General features: G+C 72.3%; 18 protein-coding genes. 8 read left to right on the plus strand and 10 right to left on the minus strand.

All coding sequences use genetic code 11. The features are described 5' to 3' along the window. Positions 1-50 precede the first annotated feature (50 nt). The 3 genes from ACFYV1_RS21380 to ACFYV1_RS21390 all read right to left on the minus strand — a co-directional run bounded on the left by ACFYV1_RS21380 (position 51) and on the right by ACFYV1_RS21390 (position 4915). A complete protein-coding gene (locus tag ACFYV1_RS21380; RefSeq protein ID WP_389397094.1) occupies positions 51-464 on the minus strand; it encodes a hypothetical protein in 414 nt (137 codons plus the stop codon). Between the two features lie 174 nt (positions 465-638). Continuing rightward, the gene (locus tag ACFYV1_RS21385) at positions 639-983 is read right to left on the minus strand and encodes a hypothetical protein (RefSeq protein WP_389397095.1); all 345 of its coding nucleotides are present in this window, start codon (positions 981-983) and stop codon (positions 639-641) included. A 170-nt stretch (positions 984-1153) separates the two neighbouring features. Next, on the minus strand, positions 1154-4915 hold the full coding sequence (locus ACFYV1_RS21390; RefSeq protein ID WP_389397096.1) for an ABC transporter ATP-binding protein: 3762 nt from the start codon (positions 4913-4915) through the stop codon (positions 1154-1156). Positions 4916-5200: 285 nt separating this feature from the next. Between ACFYV1_RS21390 and ACFYV1_RS21395 the strand changes: the two genes are divergently transcribed. From ACFYV1_RS21395 to ACFYV1_RS21405, 3 genes are all read left to right on the plus strand, one after another. Next, positions 5201-7285, plus strand: a complete 2085-nt coding sequence (locus tag ACFYV1_RS21395) for a TerD family protein (protein WP_389397097.1) — start codon at positions 5201-5203, stop codon at positions 7283-7285. 59 nt (positions 7286-7344) lie between these two features. Continuing rightward, positions 7345-7842 (plus strand): NUDIX hydrolase, encoded by a 498-nt coding sequence (locus ACFYV1_RS21400; RefSeq protein ID WP_389397098.1) that lies wholly within the window; start codon positions 7345-7347, stop codon positions 7840-7842. A gap of 71 nt (positions 7843-7913) precedes the next feature. After that, positions 7914-8291, plus strand: coding sequence for a hypothetical protein (locus tag ACFYV1_RS21405; protein WP_389397099.1), 378 nt, complete (start codon positions 7914-7916; stop codon positions 8289-8291). A gap of 81 nt (positions 8292-8372) precedes the next feature. Here the strand turns inward: ACFYV1_RS21405 and ACFYV1_RS21410 are convergent, their stop codons facing one another. Then, complete coding sequence (locus ACFYV1_RS21410; RefSeq protein ID WP_389397100.1) at positions 8373-10067, minus strand: thiamine pyrophosphate-binding protein; 1695 nt, start codon at positions 10065-10067, stop codon at positions 8373-8375. Then, positions 10064-11035, minus strand: coding sequence for an agmatinase (speB, locus tag ACFYV1_RS21415; RefSeq protein WP_389397301.1), 972 nt, complete (start codon positions 11033-11035; stop codon positions 10064-10066). Before speB ends, ACFYV1_RS21410 begins: the two co-directional genes overlap by 4 nt. 135 nt (positions 11036-11170) lie before the next feature. Here speB and ACFYV1_RS21420 point away from each other — a divergent pair, with 135 nt between their 5' ends. Beyond that, complete coding sequence (locus tag ACFYV1_RS21420) at positions 11171-12610, plus strand: PucR family transcriptional regulator (RefSeq protein WP_389397101.1); 1440 nt, start codon at positions 11171-11173, stop codon at positions 12608-12610. Between the two features lie 11 nt (positions 12611-12621). Here ACFYV1_RS21420 and ACFYV1_RS21425 read toward each other — a convergent pair whose 3' ends face one another. Beyond that, positions 12622-13047, minus strand: coding sequence for a YybH family protein (locus ACFYV1_RS21425; protein WP_389397102.1), 426 nt, complete (start codon positions 13045-13047; stop codon positions 12622-12624). 66 nt (positions 13048-13113) lie between these two features. Between ACFYV1_RS21425 and ACFYV1_RS21430 the strand changes: the two genes are divergently transcribed. The 3 genes from ACFYV1_RS21430 to tesB all read left to right on the plus strand — a co-directional run bounded on the left by ACFYV1_RS21430 (position 13114) and on the right by tesB (position 15660). Beyond that, complete coding sequence (locus ACFYV1_RS21430) at positions 13114-13485, plus strand: winged helix-turn-helix transcriptional regulator (protein WP_389397103.1); 372 nt, start codon at positions 13114-13116, stop codon at positions 13483-13485. A 127-nt stretch (positions 13486-13612) separates the two neighbouring features. Beyond that, complete coding sequence (locus ACFYV1_RS21435) at positions 13613-14770, plus strand: acyl-CoA dehydrogenase family protein (protein ID WP_389397104.1); 1158 nt, start codon at positions 13613-13615, stop codon at positions 14768-14770. Positions 14771-14784: 14 nt separating this feature from the next. Next, entirely contained in the window at positions 14785-15660 is an 876-nt protein-coding gene (gene tesB, locus ACFYV1_RS21440; RefSeq protein ID WP_389397105.1) for an acyl-CoA thioesterase II, read from the plus strand. Positions 15661-15868: 208 nt separating this feature from the next. On the opposite strand, the gene ACFYV1_RS21445 is transcribed toward tesB, so the two are convergent. Beyond that, on the minus strand, positions 15869-16951 hold the full coding sequence (locus ACFYV1_RS21445) for a sensor histidine kinase (protein ID WP_389397106.1): 1083 nt from the start codon (positions 16949-16951) through the stop codon (positions 15869-15871). After that, the gene (locus ACFYV1_RS21450) at positions 16948-17622 is read right to left on the minus strand and encodes a response regulator (RefSeq protein ID WP_389397107.1); all 675 of its coding nucleotides are present in this window, start codon (positions 17620-17622) and stop codon (positions 16948-16950) included. Before ACFYV1_RS21450 ends, ACFYV1_RS21445 begins: the two co-directional genes overlap by 4 nt. 226 nt (positions 17623-17848) lie before the next feature. On the opposite strand from ACFYV1_RS21450, the gene ACFYV1_RS21455 reads away from it, so the two are divergent. Next, positions 17849-18142 carry a hypothetical protein gene (locus ACFYV1_RS21455; protein ID WP_389397108.1) on the plus strand — a complete coding sequence of 98 codons (294 nt, stop codon included), beginning with the start codon at positions 17849-17851 and terminating at the stop codon, positions 18140-18142. Positions 18143-18391: 249 nt separating this feature from the next. Here ACFYV1_RS21455 and ACFYV1_RS21460 read toward each other — a convergent pair whose 3' ends face one another. Next, a complete protein-coding gene (locus tag ACFYV1_RS21460; RefSeq protein WP_389397109.1) occupies positions 18392-19180 on the minus strand; it encodes a phosphatase in 789 nt (262 codons plus the stop codon). An 82-nt stretch (positions 19181-19262) separates the two neighbouring features. Beyond that, entirely contained in the window at positions 19263-19856 is a 594-nt protein-coding gene (locus ACFYV1_RS21465) for a TetR/AcrR family transcriptional regulator (RefSeq protein WP_389397110.1), read from the minus strand. Positions 19857-19936 lie beyond the last annotated feature (80 nt).

Here is a 19936-nt window from a genome sequence, read left to right on the forward strand (position 1 = left end):
TAGCGGTGGTAACACCGCCGCCGCCAGACCTGGTTGGGCTCAGTGGCGCATCAGCACAGGATCCATCCGGTGGAGGCGAAGACCCCGGAGACCGAACCGGTGGCGCGGACACAGCGATTGAGAGCGTGCACGGTGACGGGACCGGCATGCCGGGTGAACCTTCCGCTGTCCTTGGCGGCGCGTCCGCCACGGGACTGGAGGGAGACTGACATGGACCGCTGGGTGCCCGGCCGCTTGGCGAGGGTCACGGCGCAGGCGTAGTCGCCACGCTCGTAGACGCGCAGTTCACCGGTCGAGAAGGAGACCGACTTCACCAGCCGGCCGGGGCAGGGTGCGGCGGCCTCGGCCTGCCGGACGCCGGGGGCGGCGACGGTGAGCACCGCGACCGCCGCGGCCACGGCGAGCCCCCGCGCCGCGAGACGCCGCGGCCACTCCCTGCTGCTGCCCGCCGCCCCACCGAACACCCGTAACCCCCACTGACACTGTCCCCGTACATGCGTACGACGCAGCAGGGCACCGGACGGTTGCGTGCGAGCAGTGACTCCCGGGTGCGTGCCGGGGCACGCGAGCCGTGGGCCGGGGCACGCGAGCTGTGTGTGCCGGGGCACGCGAGCCCGGCACGGCCGGAACGCCGGCCCTCAGACCCAGTAGGTCGCGATCATCAGCAGTGTGAGGCATTCGAGCCCCAGCTGCGTCCGGTAGGCGACGGTGCGCACCGAGTGCGAGACCGCCCCGCGGGCCGGTGTGAGCAGCGCGACGGCCCAGGCGAGGACGACGCCGAGCAGTGTGATCAGCAGCGGCTGTGCGGAGTTGCCGGAGCAGCCCTCCCCGTACGTGAGGCAGCGGCCCGCGCTCTCGGAGGTGAGAGCGAGAACCACCGCGATCACGCTCGCCGGCACCAGCGCGAAGGCGGCCAGACAGGAACGGACCCGGATCCGGGCGGCGTTGCCGGAACGGGGCCCGGCAGCGTGGTCGGTGCTCATGACCCGTATTCCATCGCGGCCCGCGACCGCCGGACATCGTCTCGCGTACTCAGTTCCGTACGGTCGCGGGTGCGCCTATGTACTCAGGGGCGTCGATGCGCTCAGGTGCGCCGGTGCACTCAGGGGCGTCTGCGCTCGACAGCACCGACGTGCTCGACAGCGGCCGGGCGTCACACAGCCGCCGGCGATTCCTCCCCTATTCCCTCCATGCCCTCCCCGATGAACGTGCGCCACAGTGCGGCGTACCGGCCGTCCAGGGAGAGCAGTTCGTCGTGGGTGCCGTCCTCCACGACCCGCCCGTGGTCCATCACGACCACCCTGTCGGCACGGGCCGCCGTGGTGAGCCGGTGGGCCACGACGAGGGTGGTGCGCCGGCCCGTGAGCCGGTCCGTGGCCTGGTTGACCTGTGCCTCCGTCGCCAGGTCCAGAGCGGCCGTCGCCTCGTCGAGCAACAGCACGTCCGGGTCGACGAGTTCCGCGCGGGCCAGGGCGATCAGCTGGCGCTGGCCGGCGGAGAGGTTGCGGCCGCGCTCGGAGACCTCGTGGAGGTAGCCGCCGTCGAGGGTGGCGATCATGTCGTGCGCCCCGACAGCCCTTGCCGCGGCCTCCACCTCGGCGTCACTCGCGCCGGGGCGCCCGTAGGCGATGGCGTCACGGACCGTGCCCGCGAAGAGGTACGCCTCCTGGGGGACGACGCCGAGCCGGTGCCGGTACGCGGTCAGGTCCAGCTCCCTCAGGTCCCTGCCGTCCGCGGTGACACGGCCACCGGTCGGGTCGTAGAACCGTGCCACCAGCTTGACGAGCGTCGACTTGCCGGCGCCGGTCTCGCCGACGAAGGCGACCGTCTGACCGGCCGGAATACGCAGGTCGACGCCGGTCAGCGCCTCCTCGTCGTCGCCGTACGCGAACGACACGTCCTCGAAGGCGATGTCGCCGCGCAACTCCCGCACCCGCTGCGGTTCCTGCGGCGCGGCCGTCGACGTCGGCTCCCGCAGCAGCTCCTGCACGCGGCGCAGCGACACCGCGGCCTGCTGGTAGCCGTCGAAGACCTGCGACAGCTGCTGCACCGGGGCGAAGAACAGCTCGATGTAGAGGAGATAGGCGACGAGCGCGCCGGTCGTCAGCGTGCCGGCCTCGATCCTGCCCGCTCCCACGATCAGCACGGCGGCCGTGGCGACCGAGGCGAGCAGCTGCACGAAGGGGAAGTAGACCGAGATCAGCCACTGGCCGCGGACACGGGCCTGACGGTAGCTGTCGCTGCGGGCCGCGAAGTTCTCCCGGCCGGACCGCTCGCGGCGGAACGCCTGCACGATCCGCAGTCCGGACACGGACTCCTGCAGATCGGCGTTGACGACGCTGATGCGTTCACGGGCCAGCTCGTAGGCCTTCACGCTCTGCCTGCGGAAGAAGTACGTGCCGACGATCAGGACCGGCAGCGTCGCGAAGACCACCAGGGCGAGGTCCACATCGATGACGACGAGGGCCACCATGATCCCGAAGAACGTGACGACAGAGACGAACGCGGTGACCAGACCGGTCTGAAGGAACGTGGACAGGGCGTCCACGTCCGTCGTCATACGGGTCATGATCCGGCCGGTCAGCTCACGCTCGTAGTAGTCGAGACCGAGCCTCTGGAGCTGGGCGAAGATCTTGAGGCGCAGCGAGTACAGGACGCGTTCGCCGGTGCGGCCGGTCATCCGCATCGAGCCGATCTGACCGGCCCACTGCACGACGACGGTGGCCAGTGCCAGGAGCGACGCGACCCACACCGCGCCGAGCGCCGCCTGCTCGACACCCTCGTCGATGCCGTGGCGGATCAGCACGGGAAGCAGCAGGCCCATGCCGGCGTCGACCGCGACCAGGGCGAGGCTCGCCGCGAGCGGCACCCCGAAGCCGCGCAGCACGCCCCGCAGCCGGCCGCCCTCGCCGGCCGCCGCACCGGCCGGTTCGGGGCGGGTCGCCCGCGCCTCGTCGATGTCAGGGGTGTCGGTGGCCGGGGGCAGCGCCTCGACCTGCGCCAGCAGTTCCGGGGTGGCGGCCGGGTCCTTCGCCGCCTCCTCCGCGTTCTCGTCGCGCACCCACAGCCGCGGCGTGATGCCGCGCTCGACGTCGAACTCCGCGTCCAGCTCGTCCCGTACGGTGCGGTCCTCGTCCGGCTCGCGCACGGCCTGCGGCACGACATGGCCGGGCGAGACGCCGCCCAGCTCGTCCGGGTCGGTCAGCAGCCGCCGGTACAGCGCGGAGCGCCGCTCCAGCTCCTCGTGCGTGCCGATGTCGGCGAGCCGACCGCCGTCGAGGACGGCGATGCGGTCGGCGAGGCCCAGTGTCGAACGGCGGTGGGCGATGAGCAGCGTCGTACGCCCCGCCATGACGCGTGCCAGCGCCTCGTGGATCTCGTGCTCCACACGGGCGTCGACGGCGGAGGTCGCGTCGTCGAGGAGCAGCAGCCGCGGGTCGGTGAGGATGGCCCGGGCCAGCGCGATCCGCTGGCGCTGACCGCCGGAGAGGGTGAGACCGTGCTCGCCGACCGTGGTGTCGTAGCCGTCGGGCAGTTCCGAGATGAACCGGTCGGCCTGGGCGGCGCGGGCCGCCGTCTCGATCTCCTCCTGCGTCGCCTGCGGATGGCCGTACGCGATGTTCGCCCGGACCGTGTCGGAGAACAGGAAACTGTCCTCCGGTACGAGGCCGATGGCGGCGCGCAGCGAGTCGAACGTCAGCTCGCGCACGTCGTGGCCGCCGACGAGGACGGCGCCGCGGGTGGCGTCGTAGAAGCGCGGCAGCAGCAGCGAGACGGTGGACTTGCCGCTGCCGGACGCGCCGACGACGGCAACCGTCTCACCGGCGGCGATCTCCAGTGAGAACCCGTCGAGGACCGGCTTGCCGTCCGCGTACTCGAAGCTCACGTCGTCGAACTCGACGGTGGCCGGGGCGTCCGCCGGCAGTTCCTTGGTCCCGTCCTTGATGCCCGGCTCGGTGTCGATCAGCTCCAGGACCCGCTCCACGCCCGCCCTGGCCTGCTGTCCGACGGTCAGCACCATGGCGAGCATCCGGACCGGGCCGACCAGCTGGGCGAGGTAGGCGGAGAAGGCGACGAACGTACCGAGCGTGATCTCGCCCTTCGTCGCGAGCCAGCCGCCCAGCGCGAGCATCGCGACCTGGCCGAGAGCGGGAACCGCCTGCAGGGCGGGGGTGTACTTCGCGTTGAGCTTGATCGTCCGCAGCCGGCCCGCGAAGAGCTTCCCGCTCACGTCGCGCAGCTTGCTGGTCTCCTGCTCCTCCTGGCCGAAGCCCTTCACCACGCGCACACCGCTGACCGCCCCGTCGACGACCCCGGCGACGGCCGCGGCCTGGCTCTGCGCGTACCAGGTGGCGGGGTGCAGCCGGGTGCGGCTGCGCTTGGCGATGATCCACAGGGCGGGGGCGACGGCGAGGGCGATCAGGGTCAGGGGCAGCGACAGCCATGCCATGACGGCGAGCGAGATGGCGAAGAGAAGGAAGTTCCCGATGGTCATCGGGAGCATGAAGAGCAGTCCCTGGATCAGCTGCAGGTCGCTGGTCGCACGCCCGATGACCTGGCCGGTCGACAGCTCGTCCTGCCGCCGGCCGTCGAGCCGGCTGATCGTCCCGTACATCTCGGTGCGCAGGTCGTGCTGCACGTCGAGGGCGAGCCGTCCGCCGTAGTAGCGCCGGATGTACGTCATGACGTACACGGCGACGGCGGCGGCGATCAGCAGCCCGGTCCAGGTGTCCAGCGAGCGGGTCTTCGCGGTGATCACATCGTCGATGACGACCTTGATGATCAGCGGCACGAGCGCCATGACGGCCATGCCGCCCAGCGACGACCCGAGCGCGAGCACGACATTGAGCCGGTACCGCCATGCGTACCCGGACAGCCGCCGTGCCCATCCCTGCGCTGCTGGTGCCGCCTCCACGTGGTGCCTCCCCGTCGAACCTGATCTGCCGGAAGTCACCAACGCGGCAGATGGCGAATTTCATCCCGCAACGACGAATCCCGGTCCCTGGCCCTAGGACCACCGGCCGCGCCCGGGGCTCGACCCCTGTCCACGCGAAAGCGAGTCTTCACTTCATCTCCACACGAACGCCCTTCGGGCGCTACGGTGCACACAGTGCGCACGGAGAGTGCGAACGACGTCACAGATCGACGCATGACGGCAGCTTCGGCGTGCCCTGATGCGACTGCATGTCTGGGGGGCTCCATGCGGGAGATGGCCAAGGGATCCAACGTCGGCCTGGCGGCCCTCAGCGAGGACGTCGACTCGGTCGTCGTGAGCCTGAGATGGAACAGTGCGACGGGCGACGGGGATGCCGATGTCTCGGTACTGCTGCTCGACCCCGACGGCAAGGTCCGCAGCGACGCCGACTTCTTCTTCTACAACAACCCGGCCGCACAGGACGGCAGCGTGCAGTTGCTGGGTAAGACGCCGACCGACGACGGCAGCGAGGACCGCATCAGCCTGGATCTGTCCGCCGTATCGGCCGATGTCGACCGGATCGTCGTAGCCGCGAGTCAGTACGGCGGCTCGACGTTCGGGGAACTGAACGACCTGAGAGTGATCGTCTCCGACCGTGCGGGGGAACCACTGCTCGGCTTCTCGATCACTGACGCGAGTGTCGAGAGCGCGTTCATCTTCGGTGAGCTCTACCGGCGGGCCGAGGACTGGAAGTTCCGCGCCGTCGGCCAGGGGTACGAGACCGGGCTGGCTGGTCTGGCGACGGATTTCGGCATCACCGTGGACGAGGAGGGCGAAGAGGAGGAGAACGAAGAGGAGGGGACCTCCACGGCGGCCTCCGACGGGTCTCCGACGGTTTCCGGCCCCCTCCCGGCGCCCGGGCCGGCGGACGCCCCACAGGCTCGGCCGACCGTGATCCTCCCCGAGCAGTCCGGTCCCCTACGCCGGCCGGCCGACGAGGCGGCGGCCGCCGCGTCGACGCGCGGCCGCGGCCCCCGTACGAGCAAGAAGAAGGTCACACTGCCCAAGACGGTCAAGCCGTCGCTCGCCGAGAACGACTCCTGGACCTCCGCCCGGCTCTTTCCCGCGTCGTCGTTGAAGAGCGACAAGGAACGCGAGACACGGGCCACCTCGGTTCTGCTGTCCGTCATGGCCGAGGTTCCGGAACTGGGGCGCCGGCTCACCGCGGCGTTCGGCGCGCCTGCCGGACGCATGCAGACGTTCACGGAAGTCTCCCTCCCTCACGGGGACACGCCGAAGCGCCCGGACGGCGTGATCCGCGTGGAGCGTGCCGGAAAGCTCTGGACGGCTCTGATCGAGACCAAGACGAACGGGAACTCCCTCAAGTCCGAGCAGGTCCAGAACTACATGGACATCGCGGCACGACGTGGATACGAAGCGGTGATCACGCTCTCCAACGACGTGGCACTCGAGGGCCGACCGCTCGTCGAGGTGCGGACCGATGGGCGGCGCAAGCACAAGGTCGCTCTCTGGCACCTGTCCTGGGCGGAGGTGGCACACCAGGCGCAGATGCTCATTCGCCACGAAGGAGTCAGCAGCGCCACGCACGCGTGGCTCCTCCAGGAACTACTGCACTACCTCCAACACGAGAACTCGGGCTGTCACGGCTTCCAGAACATGGGACCGGCCTGGGTGCCCGTACGGAACGGCATCGACGCGGAGACCCTCTGCCAAGGTGACCGAAGAGCACTGGATGTCGTGGAGAGCTGGGAGCAGCTCGTGCGCCAGGTCTGCCTTCGCCTGGGCGGTGAGCTCGGCCGCAAGGCCCTTCCCGTGCAGCGGGCCAGACGCGGCGCCGACCCGCACGCACGACGGCTCGCGCAGGCGGACCGGTTGTGTGACGACGGCCGGCTGACGGCGGAGCTGCGGATCGAGGACACACCCGGTGTCGTGGCGATCGTCGCCGATCTCAGGACGGGCAAGCTGCGCACGTCCGTCGACGTTCAGCCGCCGGAGGGCAACTACCCCCTCACATCGGTCAAGCGCCTCGTCCGGGCTCTGTCCGAAGCACCGGCGGATCTCCATGTCGAAACGTTGGTCGAGGACGGCAAGGGCCCACGCGGAACGCTCGAACGTCTGCGTCCCGAACCGGGCGACCTCCTCCCGAAGGACGGCGCGCGCATCACAGGCTTCCGGCTGTCCCTGTTCAAGGGCATGGGCGCTACGCGCGGGAACGCCGAATCCGGCTTCATCCGCAGTGTCGACGACGCGGTCGACCGGTTCTACGCCGTCGTCGTGGCGCAGGTGTCCGCCTTCGAGCGACGGGCGGCGAGCCGGTCCCGGGGGGCGCGGGCCGCGGCCACCGGCTGATCCGCGGCCGGCGCCGGCCGGACCGAGGGGGCGATGGCTGGGCGTGATGAGGTACGGGGATGCGAACTCCTCGACGGGCGGCCCGTGTCGCCGTACTCGGTCCCGACCGCTCGGTCTTTCTGTTCCGCTACGACAACGAGGAGGTCGGGGTCCACTGGGCGATGCCCGGTGGTGGCCTGGAGGCGGGCGAGGAGCCGCGGGAGGGGGCCCGGCGGGAGCTGCGGGAGGAGACCGGGTGGACCGACCTGGAGCCGGGGCCGCTGCTGTGCACGTGGGAGCACGACTTCACCCGGGCCGGTGTTCCCGTGCGGCAGCACGAGCACATCTATCTGGCCCGGGGTCCGCGGCGGGAACCGACGGGGGACGTGGCCGCCGCACACGCGGAGGACAGGATCCTTCGCCGGCGCTGGTGGACCCCCGATGAGCTGGCCGGGGCGGCGGAGGCCCTGTGGCCGCCGCAGCTGCCGTCGCTGCTGGCCGGGCTGCCCGAGGGGCGTCTGCTGCCGCCCGAACCGGTCAACCTCGGCTTCGTGGCCCGAGGGACGGCTCGCGGCTGAAGGCGTTCCGCCGCCCCGCGTCGTGGGAGTGACTCACGGCGTCGCCGGACGGACCGGTGGGAAGGGGGGCGATGACGGCCGACGCCCGGCCGGCCGCGGCCCACTTGTGCGGGCGGCTGCACACCACGCTGTGGGCGCTCGATGCCATCGAGGCGGCCCGCCCGCCGGTGGGGGCCTCCTCCGGTCAGGAGGAGAGCACCGCCCGCTTCCCCCGGGTCGAGATCGAGCAGCGGTTGGCGGCGACCGGTGCGCACATGATCCGGGCCAAGGGCCGGGGCGGTGACCGGGCGGAGGCCGCGACCGAGGTGTTCCGGGAGATACCGGAGCTGATACCGGCCGTGGGGCTGCCGCAGAAGCGGTACACCAACCAGGAGACGCGGGAGTTCAGCAGTGGCGCCGCGGCCCAGCTGACGGCCTGCCGGGAGAAGTACGGCCCGTTCCTCCAGTGAGTGGCGGGGCCGGGCGGCGGAACCCGGCCCCGCTCGCCCGGGGGAGAGGACGGCGGGGCCGGGTGGTCATCGGAGCGGTGGTCAGAGGTGGGTCGGGGCGAACATGCGCAGCAGTGCGGGGAGGACGACCACCGAAGGGCCGGGCTCGGCAAAGGCCTTGACCAGGTCCTCGGTGAGGGACTCCGGACTCGTACGGACCGCCGGGACGCCGAAGGACTCGGCGAGGGCGACGAAGTCCGGGCGGGACAGCTCGGTCGCCGTGGCCTCGCCGAAGGCGTCGGTCATGTACTCGCGCAGGATGCCGTAGCCGCCGTCGTCGACGATCAGCCAGGTCACCGGCAGGTCGTACTGGCGGGCGGTGGCGAGTTCCGCGATCGAGTACATCGCGCCGCCGTCGCCCGAAACGGCGAGCACCGGGCGGGTGCGGTCGGCGACCGCGGCGCCGAGCGCGGCCGGGAAGCCGTAGCCGAGGCCGCCCGCGCCCTGCGCCGAGTGCATGGTGCCCGGCCGCCGGGCGTCGAAGGCCGACCAGGCCCAGTACGCGAGGATCGTCATGTCCCAGAAGCTGGGCGAGTCGTCCGGCAGGGCCGCGCGCACGGCGGCCAGGATCCGCTGCTCCAGGGCGAGTTCCTGGGAGTCGATCCGGGCCCGGACGGCCGCGAGCACGTCCGCCACGGAGGACGCCGCCGAGGACGCCGCCGACGGGTCCTCGCGCTCCGGCACCGTCTCCAGCAGGGCGGACAGGCCGAGGCGCGCGTCGGCGTGGATGCCGAGGGCCGGGTGGTTGGACTCCAGCTTGCCGAGGTCGGCCTCGATCTGGATCACCCGGCCGCGCGGAGCGAACGTGTGGTAGTTCGAGGAGAGTTCGCCGAGTCCGGAGCCGACGACGAGCAGCACGTCGGCCGACTCGAGGAAGTCGGTGGTGTGGCGGTCCTCCAGCCAGGACTGGAGGGAGAGCGGGTGCTCCCAGGGGAAGGCGCCCTTGCCTCCGAAGGTGGTGACGACCGGCGCGTCGAGCTTCTCCGCGAGTGCCAGCAGCTTGCCGGAGGCGTCGGATCGGACGACTCCGCCGCCGGCGATGATCATCGGCCGGTTGGCGTTCGACAGCAGATCGGCGGCGAGCGCGGTCAGTTCGGGGCGCGGCACGACCTCGTCGGGTGTGGCGTCCATGGCGGTGACGACGGGCAGGGTGGTCTCCGCGAGGAGGACGTCCTGCGGGATCTCCACCCATACGGGGCCGTGCGGGGCGGTCAGCGCCGACTCCCAGGCCGCCGCGATCGCGGACGGGATCTGGGAGGCGGTACGCACCACGTGCACGGACTTCACGATGTCCCGGAACGACGCCTGCTGGTCGCGCAGTTCGTGCAGGTAGCCGTGGCGGCCACCGCCGAGCCCGGCAGAGGGGACCTGGCTGCCGATCGCCAGGACCGGCGCCGACGCCGCGGCCGCCTCATGGAGCGCGGCCAGGGACATCAGCGCGCCGGGCCCGGTGGACAGCAGCAGCGGGGCCGCCTCGCCGGTGACCCGGCCGTACGCGTCGGCGGCGAAGCCGGCGTTGTTCTCGACGCGCAGGCCGACGTACGTCAGCGGCGAGCGCCGCAGCGCGTCGAACATGCCGAGGGCGTGCTGGCCGGGCAGTCCGAAGACCGTCGTCGCTCCGAGCCCGTAGAGGGTCTCCACGACGAGGTCGCCGCCGTTGCGCCCCGCCGGGGGGTTCAGCGCGGCCTCGGTCTGCGCGGCGGTGGGCCGCAGCACCACGTCGTGGTCGTGGGTCACCGCGGCGTCCTCGCGGCCGCGATCTGGCGGGACATGATCGTGGTCAGCTCGTACGCCGTGTGCGATGCGGCGACGGACGTGATCTCGGCGTGGTCGTAGGCGGGGGCGACCTCGACGACGTCGGCGGAGACCAGGTTGCAGGAGGCGAGGCCGCGCAGGATCTCCAGCAGCTCGCGCGAGGTCATGCCGCCCGCCTCGGGGGTGCCGGTGCCGGGCGCGTGCGCCGGGTCGAGGCAGTCGATGTCGATGGAGATGTACAGCGGGCGGTCGCCGATGCGCTGGCGCAGCTGGTCGGCGACCTCGTCGGCGCCGCGGCGGTAGACGTCCGCGGAGGTGACGATGCCGAAGCCCATCTTCTCGTCGTCGGTGAGGTCCTGCTTGCCGTACAGGGGGCCGCGGGTGCCGACGTGGGACAGGGCCTCGGTGTCGAGGATGCCCTCCTCGACGGCACGGCGGAACGGCGTGCCGTGCGTGTACTCGGCGCCGAAGTACGTGTCCCAGGTGTCGAGGTGTGCGTCGAAGTGCAGCAGCGCGACCGGGCCGTGCTTCTTGGCGACCGAGCGCAGCAGCGGCAGCGCGATGGTGTGGTCGCCGCCGAGGGTCATCATCCGGGCGCCGGTGCCGAGCAGGTCGTCGGCGGCGGCCTCGATGGTGTCGACGGCCTCGTTGATGTTGAACGGGTTGGCGGCGATGTCGCCCGCGTCCGCGACCTGGGCGAGCGCGAAGGGCGAGGCGTCCTGCGCGGGGTTGTAGGGGCGCAGGAGCCTGGACGCCTCGCGGATGGCGTTGCCGCCGAAGCGCGCGCCGGGGCGGTAGGAGACGCCGGAGTCGAAGGGGACGCCGACCACGGCGACGTCGGCACGGCCGACCTCGTCGAGCCTGGGCAGCCGGGCGAACGTCGCGGGTCCGGCGTACCGCGGGATGCGGGAGGAGTCGACGGGGCCGCGCGGCTGCTCGTTGCTGCTCATGCTCATCTGGAATGCCTTCTTTCCTGCGCTCCGGGGCGCTTCGCTGCGCCTCCAGAGACGACGGTAGGTGGCAGCGAAGCGTCCCTGAAGTGTACGTTTTATCCATTCCCCTCACCACGGATGGATGGAACGTCCATGCCGGAGCCCGCGGCGGCCCCGCCCACCCCGCCCATCCCGTTGGCCGCGCTCCTCGCCGACGGGGAGTTGGGGCTGCGGCAGCTCGCGGGCCCGTCGGCGGGCGGCGGCGCGGTGGTCCACATGGTCCACACCTCGGAGATGGCGGACCCGTACCCCTATCTGCTGGGCGGCGAGCTGCTGCTCAGCGCCGGCGTGCTGCTGGACGACCCGGACCGCTACGTCTCACGCATCGTCGAGGCCGGGGCGGTGGCGCTCGGATTCGGCGTGACGCCCGTGTACGACAAGGTGCCCGCCGGGCTCGTCGCGGCCTGCGAACGGCACGGGCTGGCGCTGCTCGAAGTACCGCCCGCGACCACGTTCACCGCTGTCGCGCGAGCCGTCTGGCGGCTGATGGCGGAGGCGCGCCACCGTGAGCTGCGCCGGGTGACGCTGGCCCAGCAGGGCCTGGCGGCGGCCGCCGCCCGCCCGGACCCGGTCCCGGCGGTGCTGCGCCAGCTCGCCGCACGGCTCGAGGGCTGGGCGGCACTGTACGGCCCCGACGGCACCCGGCTCCACGCGGCGGGCCGCGAACCGGCGGCCGACGTGGCGGCGGACCTCGCCCGGCTGACGCGCGTCGTGAGCCCGGGTACCGCCGAGCGCCCCGCCGCCGCGCGCCCCGCCCCGGCCTCCGCGACGGACCGGGGAGCGGGCGGGCACCTCGCCGCCTACGCCCTCGGCGGCAGCCAGGGCCTCGTCCTCGGCCTGGCGGCGCCCGCCCGCGAGCCCGGTGACCACACGGTGGCCAGGGTCGCCGTCGTGCTCCTCTCGCTGCTCACCGCACCGCACCAGGACGCGGACGCCTCCGCCCGCGGCGCCGCCCTCGTCCGGCTGCTGCTGGGGGCCGCGCCGGCCGAGACGGCCCCGCTGCTGGGTCCGGGCCCGTGGACCGTCGTCCACGCCCGCGGCGACCGCTCACCCTTCGCGGCCACCGAACTCGGCGCGGCCCTCGGCAGCGCGCTCGTCGACCGGGACGCGGACGGCTCCGTACGGATCCTGCTCCCGGCAGACCGGCAGGCGACGGCCCGGCCCGGCTGGACGCTCGGTGTCAGCGCCCCCGCCCGGCCCGGTGAACTCGCGGCGGCCGACGTCCAGGCGGCGCGAGCCGTCCGCCGCGCGGTCGCCACCCGCAAGGCACTCGTCCACCACCGCGACGCCGACCCCCTCTCACCCGACGCCGCCCGGCTGCGCCTCGCCCCGCTCGTGGACTCCCCCGCGCTCGTCGAGACCCTGCGCACCTGGCTCTCCCTGCACGGCAGTTGGGACCGCACCGCCTCGGCGATGGGCATCCACCGCAACACGGTCCGCCAGCGCATCGGCCGCTGCGCGACCCTGCTGGAGTCGGACCTGGACGACGTGGACGTACGGATGGAGCTGTGGTTCGCACTGCGGCACGGGTGACACCGTCCCTCTCAGCGCGCGGCCGCCGTGCCGAACGGGTTGTCGATCACGTACCGCCACAGGCCGTCCGGCCCGCGCCGGGCCACGTCCGTGGCGGTCCCCTCGATGTGGACGTGCTCGCCGCCTGGACCGGGGCCGTCGATGACCCAGTCGACGATCAGCAGCGCGATGTCGTCGGCGACGTAGGAGTGGCGCGTACGGACCTCGATGGGCAGTCCCAGCGCCTGGAACTCGGCGTTGGCGGCCATGAGTTCCCCGCCGCTGACGGGGGTGCCGGGGCTCGGCACGAACACCGCGGCGTCTTCGTAGACGCCGGCGACAGCCTGCGGGCTGCCGGAGTTGAACGCGGCGGCGAAGACAGCCGGGTGTTGCCCCGCCTCGGAGGTCAGGGCGACAGTAGGGGCATGACCGTGCACGGGATTCCTGTCGATGCTCATGGCACCAGCCAAGCGAGGCCCGACGAGGCTCACCAAACGGAAACCCACGCCTGGGACATCGAGCTGGTGCCCTCCGCACCCGGCCGCACCGCCCGGCCGGAGGCGGAATGCCCGGTCGAGATCGCCCTGGCCGCGGTCGCCGGCCGCTGGACGACCCTGGTCCTGCGCGAGTTGCTGCACACCTCGCTCTCCTTCGGCGGACTGCGGGAGAGACTGCCCGAGATCAGCCCCAAGGTCCTCGCGGAACGTCTGCACACCCTTCGCGAACGCGGCCTGGTCACCCAGGAACGGCTCCCCGGATTCCCCGTCCGGACGCGTTACACGCTGACCCCGGCCGGACGGTCCCTGCGCCCCCTGCTGGTCGAGCTCTACCGCACGGGTACGGAGCTGAGCGATCTCGCCGGTCCGCGCCCGGCGGCCTCCTCGCCTCGGACCTGAACAGCACGCGCGCGTGCGCAGCATCACTATGGACACTTTCAACAACCGCCCGGTAACTTAGACTGAGCAAGCGCTTAGACATTGCATCGCAGCGTACCCACACAGTCACTGTCACGAGGAGGCGTCCGTGCGCCGTACCGTTTTCAACGAGGACCACGAGGCGTTCCGGGACACCATCCGCGCCTTCATCGAGGCCGAGGTCGTCCCCGTCTACGACGAGTGGTTCGCTGCGGGTCAGGCGCCGCGCGACTTCTACCACAAGCTCGGTGACCTGGGCATCTTCGGCATCAACGTGCCCGAGGAGTTCGGCGGCGCGGGCATGGACACCCACAAGTTCGAGGCCGTGCTCTACGAGGAGACCGCGCGCGCCGGTGTCTCCTTCGGCGGATCCGGCGTGCATGTGCTGCTCGCCCTCCCCTACCTCAAGGCGCTCGCCACCGACGAGCAGAAGAAGCGCTTCCTGCCCAAGTTCGTCTCCGGCGAGGAGATGTGGGCGCTGGCGATGACCGAGCCCGGCACCGGCTCGGACCTGGCGGGCATGAAGAGCACCGCCAAGCTCTCCGAGGACGGCACGCACTACGTCCTCAACGGCGCGAAGACCTTCATCACCGGCGGCGTCCACGCCGACCGCGTGATCGTGTGCGCCCGTACGGCCGCGCCGACCGCCGAGGACCGCCGCCACGGCATCTCCCTCTTCGCCGTGGACACCAAGGCCGCGGGCTACTCGGTCGGCCGCAAGCTGGACAAGCTCGGTCTCAAGACCTCCGACACCGCCGAGCTGGCGTTCGTCGACGTGAAGGTTCCGGTCGAGGACCTGCTCGGCGAGGAGAACAAGGGCTTCCACTACCTCGGCCAGAACCTGCCGTCCGAGCGCTGGGGCATCGCGTTCGGCGCGTACGCGCAGGCCAAGGCCGCCGTCCGGTTCGCCCAGGAGTACGTGCAGGACCGCACCGTCTTCGGCAAGACGGTCGCCTCCTTCCAGAACACCAAGTTCGAACTGGCCGCCTGCAAGGCCGAGGTGGACGCCGCAGAGGCCGTCGTCGACCGCGCCACGGAGGCGCTGGACGCGGGCGAGCTCACGGCCGCGGAGGCCGCGTCCGCGAAGCTGTTCTGCACCGAGGTCGCGCACCGCGTCATCGACCGGTGCCTCCAGCTGCACGGCGGCTACGGGTTCATGAACGAGTACCCGATCGCCCGCCTGTACGCGGACAACCGCGTCAACCGCATCTACGGCGGCACCAGCGAGGTCATGAAGATGATCATCGCCAAGGACATGGGTCTGTAAGTACCGTCACCGTCATGAGCTCAGCACTCGAGGGTCTGCTCGACCTGCTCGACCTGGAGCAGATCGAGCAGAACATCTTCCGCGGCCGCTCCCGGTCCGCCGTCGTCCCCAGGGTCTTCGGCGGGCAGGTGGCCGCCCAGGCCCTGGTGGCCGCGGGCCGGACGGTCCCCGCGGACCGCACGGCGCACTCCCTGCACTCGTACTTCCTGCGCATGGGCGACCCGGGCGCGCCGATCGTCTACACGGTCGACCGCATCCGTGACGGCAGGTCGTTCACGACCCGCCGGGTCGTCGCGGTCCAGCACGGACAGCCGATCTTCCACCTGTCCGCTTCGTTCCAGACGTACGAGGAGGGCCTGGACCACCAGGCCCGGATGCCGGCCTCCCCCGACCCGGATTCGCTGCCGACGGCGGAGGAGACGCTGCCGCGCTACGCGGACCTGTTCGTCGACCGCGGCGTCGTCGACCGGTTCCTGGAGGCGCGTGCGTCGGTCGACCTGCGCTACGTGGACGAGCCGCCGTACGGCACGGTCGGCGAACCGCGCGAGCCGCGCTCCCAGGTGTGGTTCCGCACGAACGGCAAGCTCGCCGACGACCCGCTGCTGCACGTCTGCCTGGCGACGTACGTCTCGGACATGACGCTGCTCGACTCGGTGCTGCTGGCGCACGGCCGAGGCGGCTGGGCTGTCGGGGACGTGGTCGGGGCGTCGCTGGACCACGCGATGTGGTTCCACCGGCCGTTCCGCGCGGACGAATGGCTGCTGTACGACCAGGAGTCGCCGTCCTCCTCCGGCGGACGCGGTCTGGGCCAGGCCCGGATCTGGACCCAGGACGGGCGCCTGGCGATCACGGTCATCCAGGAGGGCGTGGTCCGGGTCCCCCGCGACTGACGTGAGACGAACCCACGCCCGTTGCTCGGGCAGCGGGCGTGTGCGCGTTGAACGCCACGCATGAGCTGTCGCGCCGTCCGGTTCGACGCTGAGCGCCGCGTCGAGGGCCCGCGCCGGGCTGCCGGCAGCGGCAACGTCGGCATGGTGCCCGTCCCTCGCGAGAAGCGCCCCTTCGAGGGAAGGGCGACGTCGCGTTGACGGCCTGGGATCAGGGGGGCGTCACCGACGCTCCTGGCGTCGCCGGCACCGGCAGGGTCGCGGAGACGACGAAGCCGCCGTCCGGCGTCGGGGCCGCCGTGAGGGTGCCGCCGAGGGCCGCCGCGCGGGTGCGGAGGCCGGGGAGGCCGTGGCCGCCGTCGTCCGGGGACGTACAGGGAGCCGGCGGCGGGGTGTTGCGGACCGTGATGCGCAGTACGTCCCCGGTGCGGCGGACCGAGACGTCCGCCCGGACACCCGGCGCGTGGCGGCGGATGTTGGTCAGGGCCTCCTGCACGACGCGGTACGCGGTGTGCTGGACCGCCGGTGGGCAGTCGCCGGGGTCCAGATCCACCGATCGCACTATGTCCGCCGCGGCCTCGAGGAGTTCCGGCAACTGCGCCAGGCCGGGGCCGTCGTGGCGGATGGCCCGGCGCAGATCGGCCGCGGCCCGGCGCCCGAGCTCGCCCAGGGCGGCGGCCTCCTCCCGGTACGGGGCGGACTCCGCGGCCGCCGCGAGGGCACCGCAGCGCAGGCTGATCAGGCTCAGGTGGTGGGCGGCGGTGTCGTGGACGTCACGGGCCAGCCGCTCCCGCTCCCGCAGCGCGGCCTGCTCCTCGGCGTAACGGCGTTCGCGCTCCCTCGAGAGCGCCAGCTCGGCGAGGCGGGCGGCGAGTTCGGCCCGGGCACGGCCGAGGAGGCCCAGGGCGGCGGGCGCCACGGCGAGCAGTCCGGCGAGCAGGACGCCGAGGGTGATGTCCGGCAGCGACCAGACGTCCCCGCCGAGGTCGCGCCACGGGACGAACGCCAGGACCGCGACGGCCACGGCCCCCGCGACCACCTCTCGGCGGCGGCGTTCGGTCGCGGCGAGCGCGTGGAGCGCGCACATCCCGGGCAGCCAGAGCACCCCGGTGGCGAGCGTGGGGAGTGCGACGGCGAGCACCGTACGGGGCAGGCGCCGCCGCAGGGGCAGGACGCAGGCGACGACGAGCGCGGCCACCGTCATCCAGTTCTCCAGCCAGGGCCGGGTGGCCAGCACCTCGGCGACGGCGCAGGTGACGACGAGGGCTTCGACGGCCCACAGGCGGGCCCTCATCCGGTGCCCCCGCCGCCGGTGGTCCGGTGGACGACGGCGGCCAGGCCCACCCTGCTGTTCACGGCGAGCTTCCGCTTGAGCGCCCCGACGTGTGTCTTGACCGTGGTCACGCCCATGCCGAGGTGCACGGCGATGTCGGTGTTGGACAGCCCCGCCGCGATCAGGGCGAGTACCTCGCGTTCGCGTTCGGTGAGGCCGGTGAGGTCGTCGGTGGCGGGCGGCACGGCGACGGGGGCGGAACCGGCGTGGCGGGCGAGTACGTCGGCACTGCCCGGAGGGGTGCAGACCACCCCTCCGGCGGCGAGCAGCCGCACGGCGTCGACGAACAGGCGCGGCTCCGTCGTCTTGAGCAGGAAGCCGGAGGCGCCGTCCCGCAGAGCGCGTTCCACATGGTCGGCGGTGTCGAGGGCGGTCAGCATGGCGACCGCCGGTGGACGCGGCAGTTCTCTGAGGGTGCGCAGCACGTCGAGGCCGTGCGCCCGTGGCATGTCGATGTCGAGGAGGACCAGGTCGGGCGTGAGTTCGCGGACCGCGTCGAGGGCGTCGGGTCCGTCGCAGGTCCCGGCGACGGTGACTCCCTCGGCCCGGCCGAGGATCTGGCGGAGCGCGGTGCGCACGAGTTCCTCGTCGTCGACGATGAGCACACGCACCGGCCTCAAGTCGTAGAGCAAAGGTCGTCCTGTGGTCTGAGCGATGCGGCGGCGGCGACTGAGAGCCTGGGTGCAGATCCTAGGGACTGTCCGGAACGCATCCCCGCGCGCCCCACACGCGCGGGGCGGCGGGACTTCTCGGACACGACTGCGGAACGCCACAGGCGCTCCGTCGGATCCCCGGGGGACGGACCAACCCCCGGGACCATGCCGCCCGGGCCGCTGTGCCCGTCCCGAAGGTTGACCGATGAGTGCGGTTTCCCGAGCCGAGGAGGAACCGTCGTACGCCGATGAACCGGCGCACGACGCGGCCGGGACCGCCGGATGGGCGAACGCGTCCCCCCATGCCCGGGCGGCATGGGTCCTCGGCGGGGTCGTACTGATCATCGGCTCGGTGGTGCTCTTATTCGTCCTGCGCGACCGGGTGATCGAGCTCGGTACCGGCCGGCGGTACGGGCTCGGGCTCGTCCTGCGCGGTGCGCTGTCCCTGACGCTGTTCGTCGGGACGTACTGCGTGGTGCGCGGCCGCCGGCGCGACTGAGCCGAGAGCTCGTCCCGCCGTCCGGCCGAAGGCACCCGCGGCGGTGACACTCCCGGCAGGGCACCCGCCCCGGTCCCGGCCGAGGGGCTCGTACCGTGCACCGGACGCAGGCACTCGTGCCGCGGGCCGCGCCGCGGGCTCATGCCGCGGTCCCGGCCGACAGCACACACCGCGGGCCGCACGCGCCGCAGGACACACTCCGTGAGCGGGAGCGAACACGCGAGCCCGCCGGCCGGCCGGCCCGAGGGCTCACTCCGCGGGCGTGAGGCCCGCCGCGTCCAGCAGGTAGTCCGTCATCGGCTCGTAGAAGCGCGGGTCGGTGACGTGGTCGTCGAGGGGGACGGTCACCTGGAGGGTGCCCTCGGCCTCGCCGATGAACAGGGCGGGGTCGTTGCAGTCCGCGTAGCCGATGGAGTCCAGGCCTCGCTGGCCCGCGCAGCCGGCCCAGCCGTGGTCGGCCACGACCAGGTCGGGAAGTGGCCTGCCCTCACGCGCCAGGCCGTCGAGGATCGCGGCCATCGGCGTCGGCGAGTGGGTGTGCCACAGGGTGGCGCCGTGCTCAAGCACCGCGACGTCGGCGAACTGGAAGACCATGCCCTCCTCGGTCATCAGCCCGCCCGGGATGCGCACGATCTCGCATCCGGCCGCCCGCAGTGCCGCCGCGGTCTGCCGGTGCACGTCGAGGAGTCCGCCGGGGTGCCCGGTGGCGAAGAGCACGCGCTCCTTGGCGTCGGCCGCCTTGCGGAGCCGTGCCGCCATGCGCTCGAGGGCGTCGACGGTGAGCTCGGGGTCGATGGTGTCCTGGCCGTGCCGGTGTTCAGGGTCGTCGCTCACGCCGCACCGCTCGGCCATGACTGCCAGCACGTCCTGCTCGTCGCTCCAGCGGTTGCCGAGTTCGAGACCGAGCCAGTAGTGCCGGTCGCCGTTGGCCAGCTTGCGGTAGTGGGAGAGGTTGTTGTCGCGGGGCGTGGCGACGTCTCCGGCGATACGTGAGCGGACGAGGTGGTCGACAAGAGCGGCGCGGCTGGGTATCGGCATGGACCCATTGTGCCGTGGGGTGCGCGGAGCGTGTCGACCGTATTGCCCGCTGGGACCCCGGGCGGCGGGGCCCGCCGCCCGGTCAGCCGGCCAGTGAGGCGAACGCCCCGTGCGCCAGGCGCCTGAGCAGCGTCTCTGTCGCCGCGCGGCCCAGTGGCCCGCCGCCGTTCGCCCCGAGGTGCGGGGTCGAGTTCAGCAGGCCGAAGACGGCGTGGACCGCCGTCCTGGCCTCGGACTCGGCGACCTCGGGGTGCAGCTCGCGCACCACCGTCACCCACAGTTCCACGTACTGCCGCTGCAGCTGCCGCACCAGTTTGCGGTCACTGTCGCGGAGGCGGTCCAGCTCCCGGTCGTGCAATGTGATGAGCGGGCGGTCGTCCAGCGCGAAGTCGATGTGGCCGTCGATGAGGGACTCGAGCAGGGCCTCAGGTGCTGCTCCGGCCTCCTCGACCCGCAGCCGCCCCCCGTCCAGGAGGCGCTCGCTGATGCCGACCAGCAGCTCCGCCAGCATCGCGTCCTTGCCCGCGAAGTGGCGGTACAGACCGGGGCCGCTGATGCCGACGGCCGCTCCTATCTCGTCGACGCCCACGCCGTGGAAACCGCGCTCGGCGAAGAGGCGGGCGGCCGCCTTGAGGATCTGCTCACGGCGGGTCGGGGCCGCGGTCCTGGTGCTCATGAACATTCATTCTAGACAGCCGGGTTAGCGGTCGTTAACCTGGACGCAACACGTTAACGCTCATTAACCGAGCAAGGGAG

It is taken from the genome of Streptomyces sp. NPDC003023 (assembly GCF_042888225.1).
GTDB lineage: Bacteria > Actinomycetota > Actinomycetes > Streptomycetales > Streptomycetaceae > Streptomyces.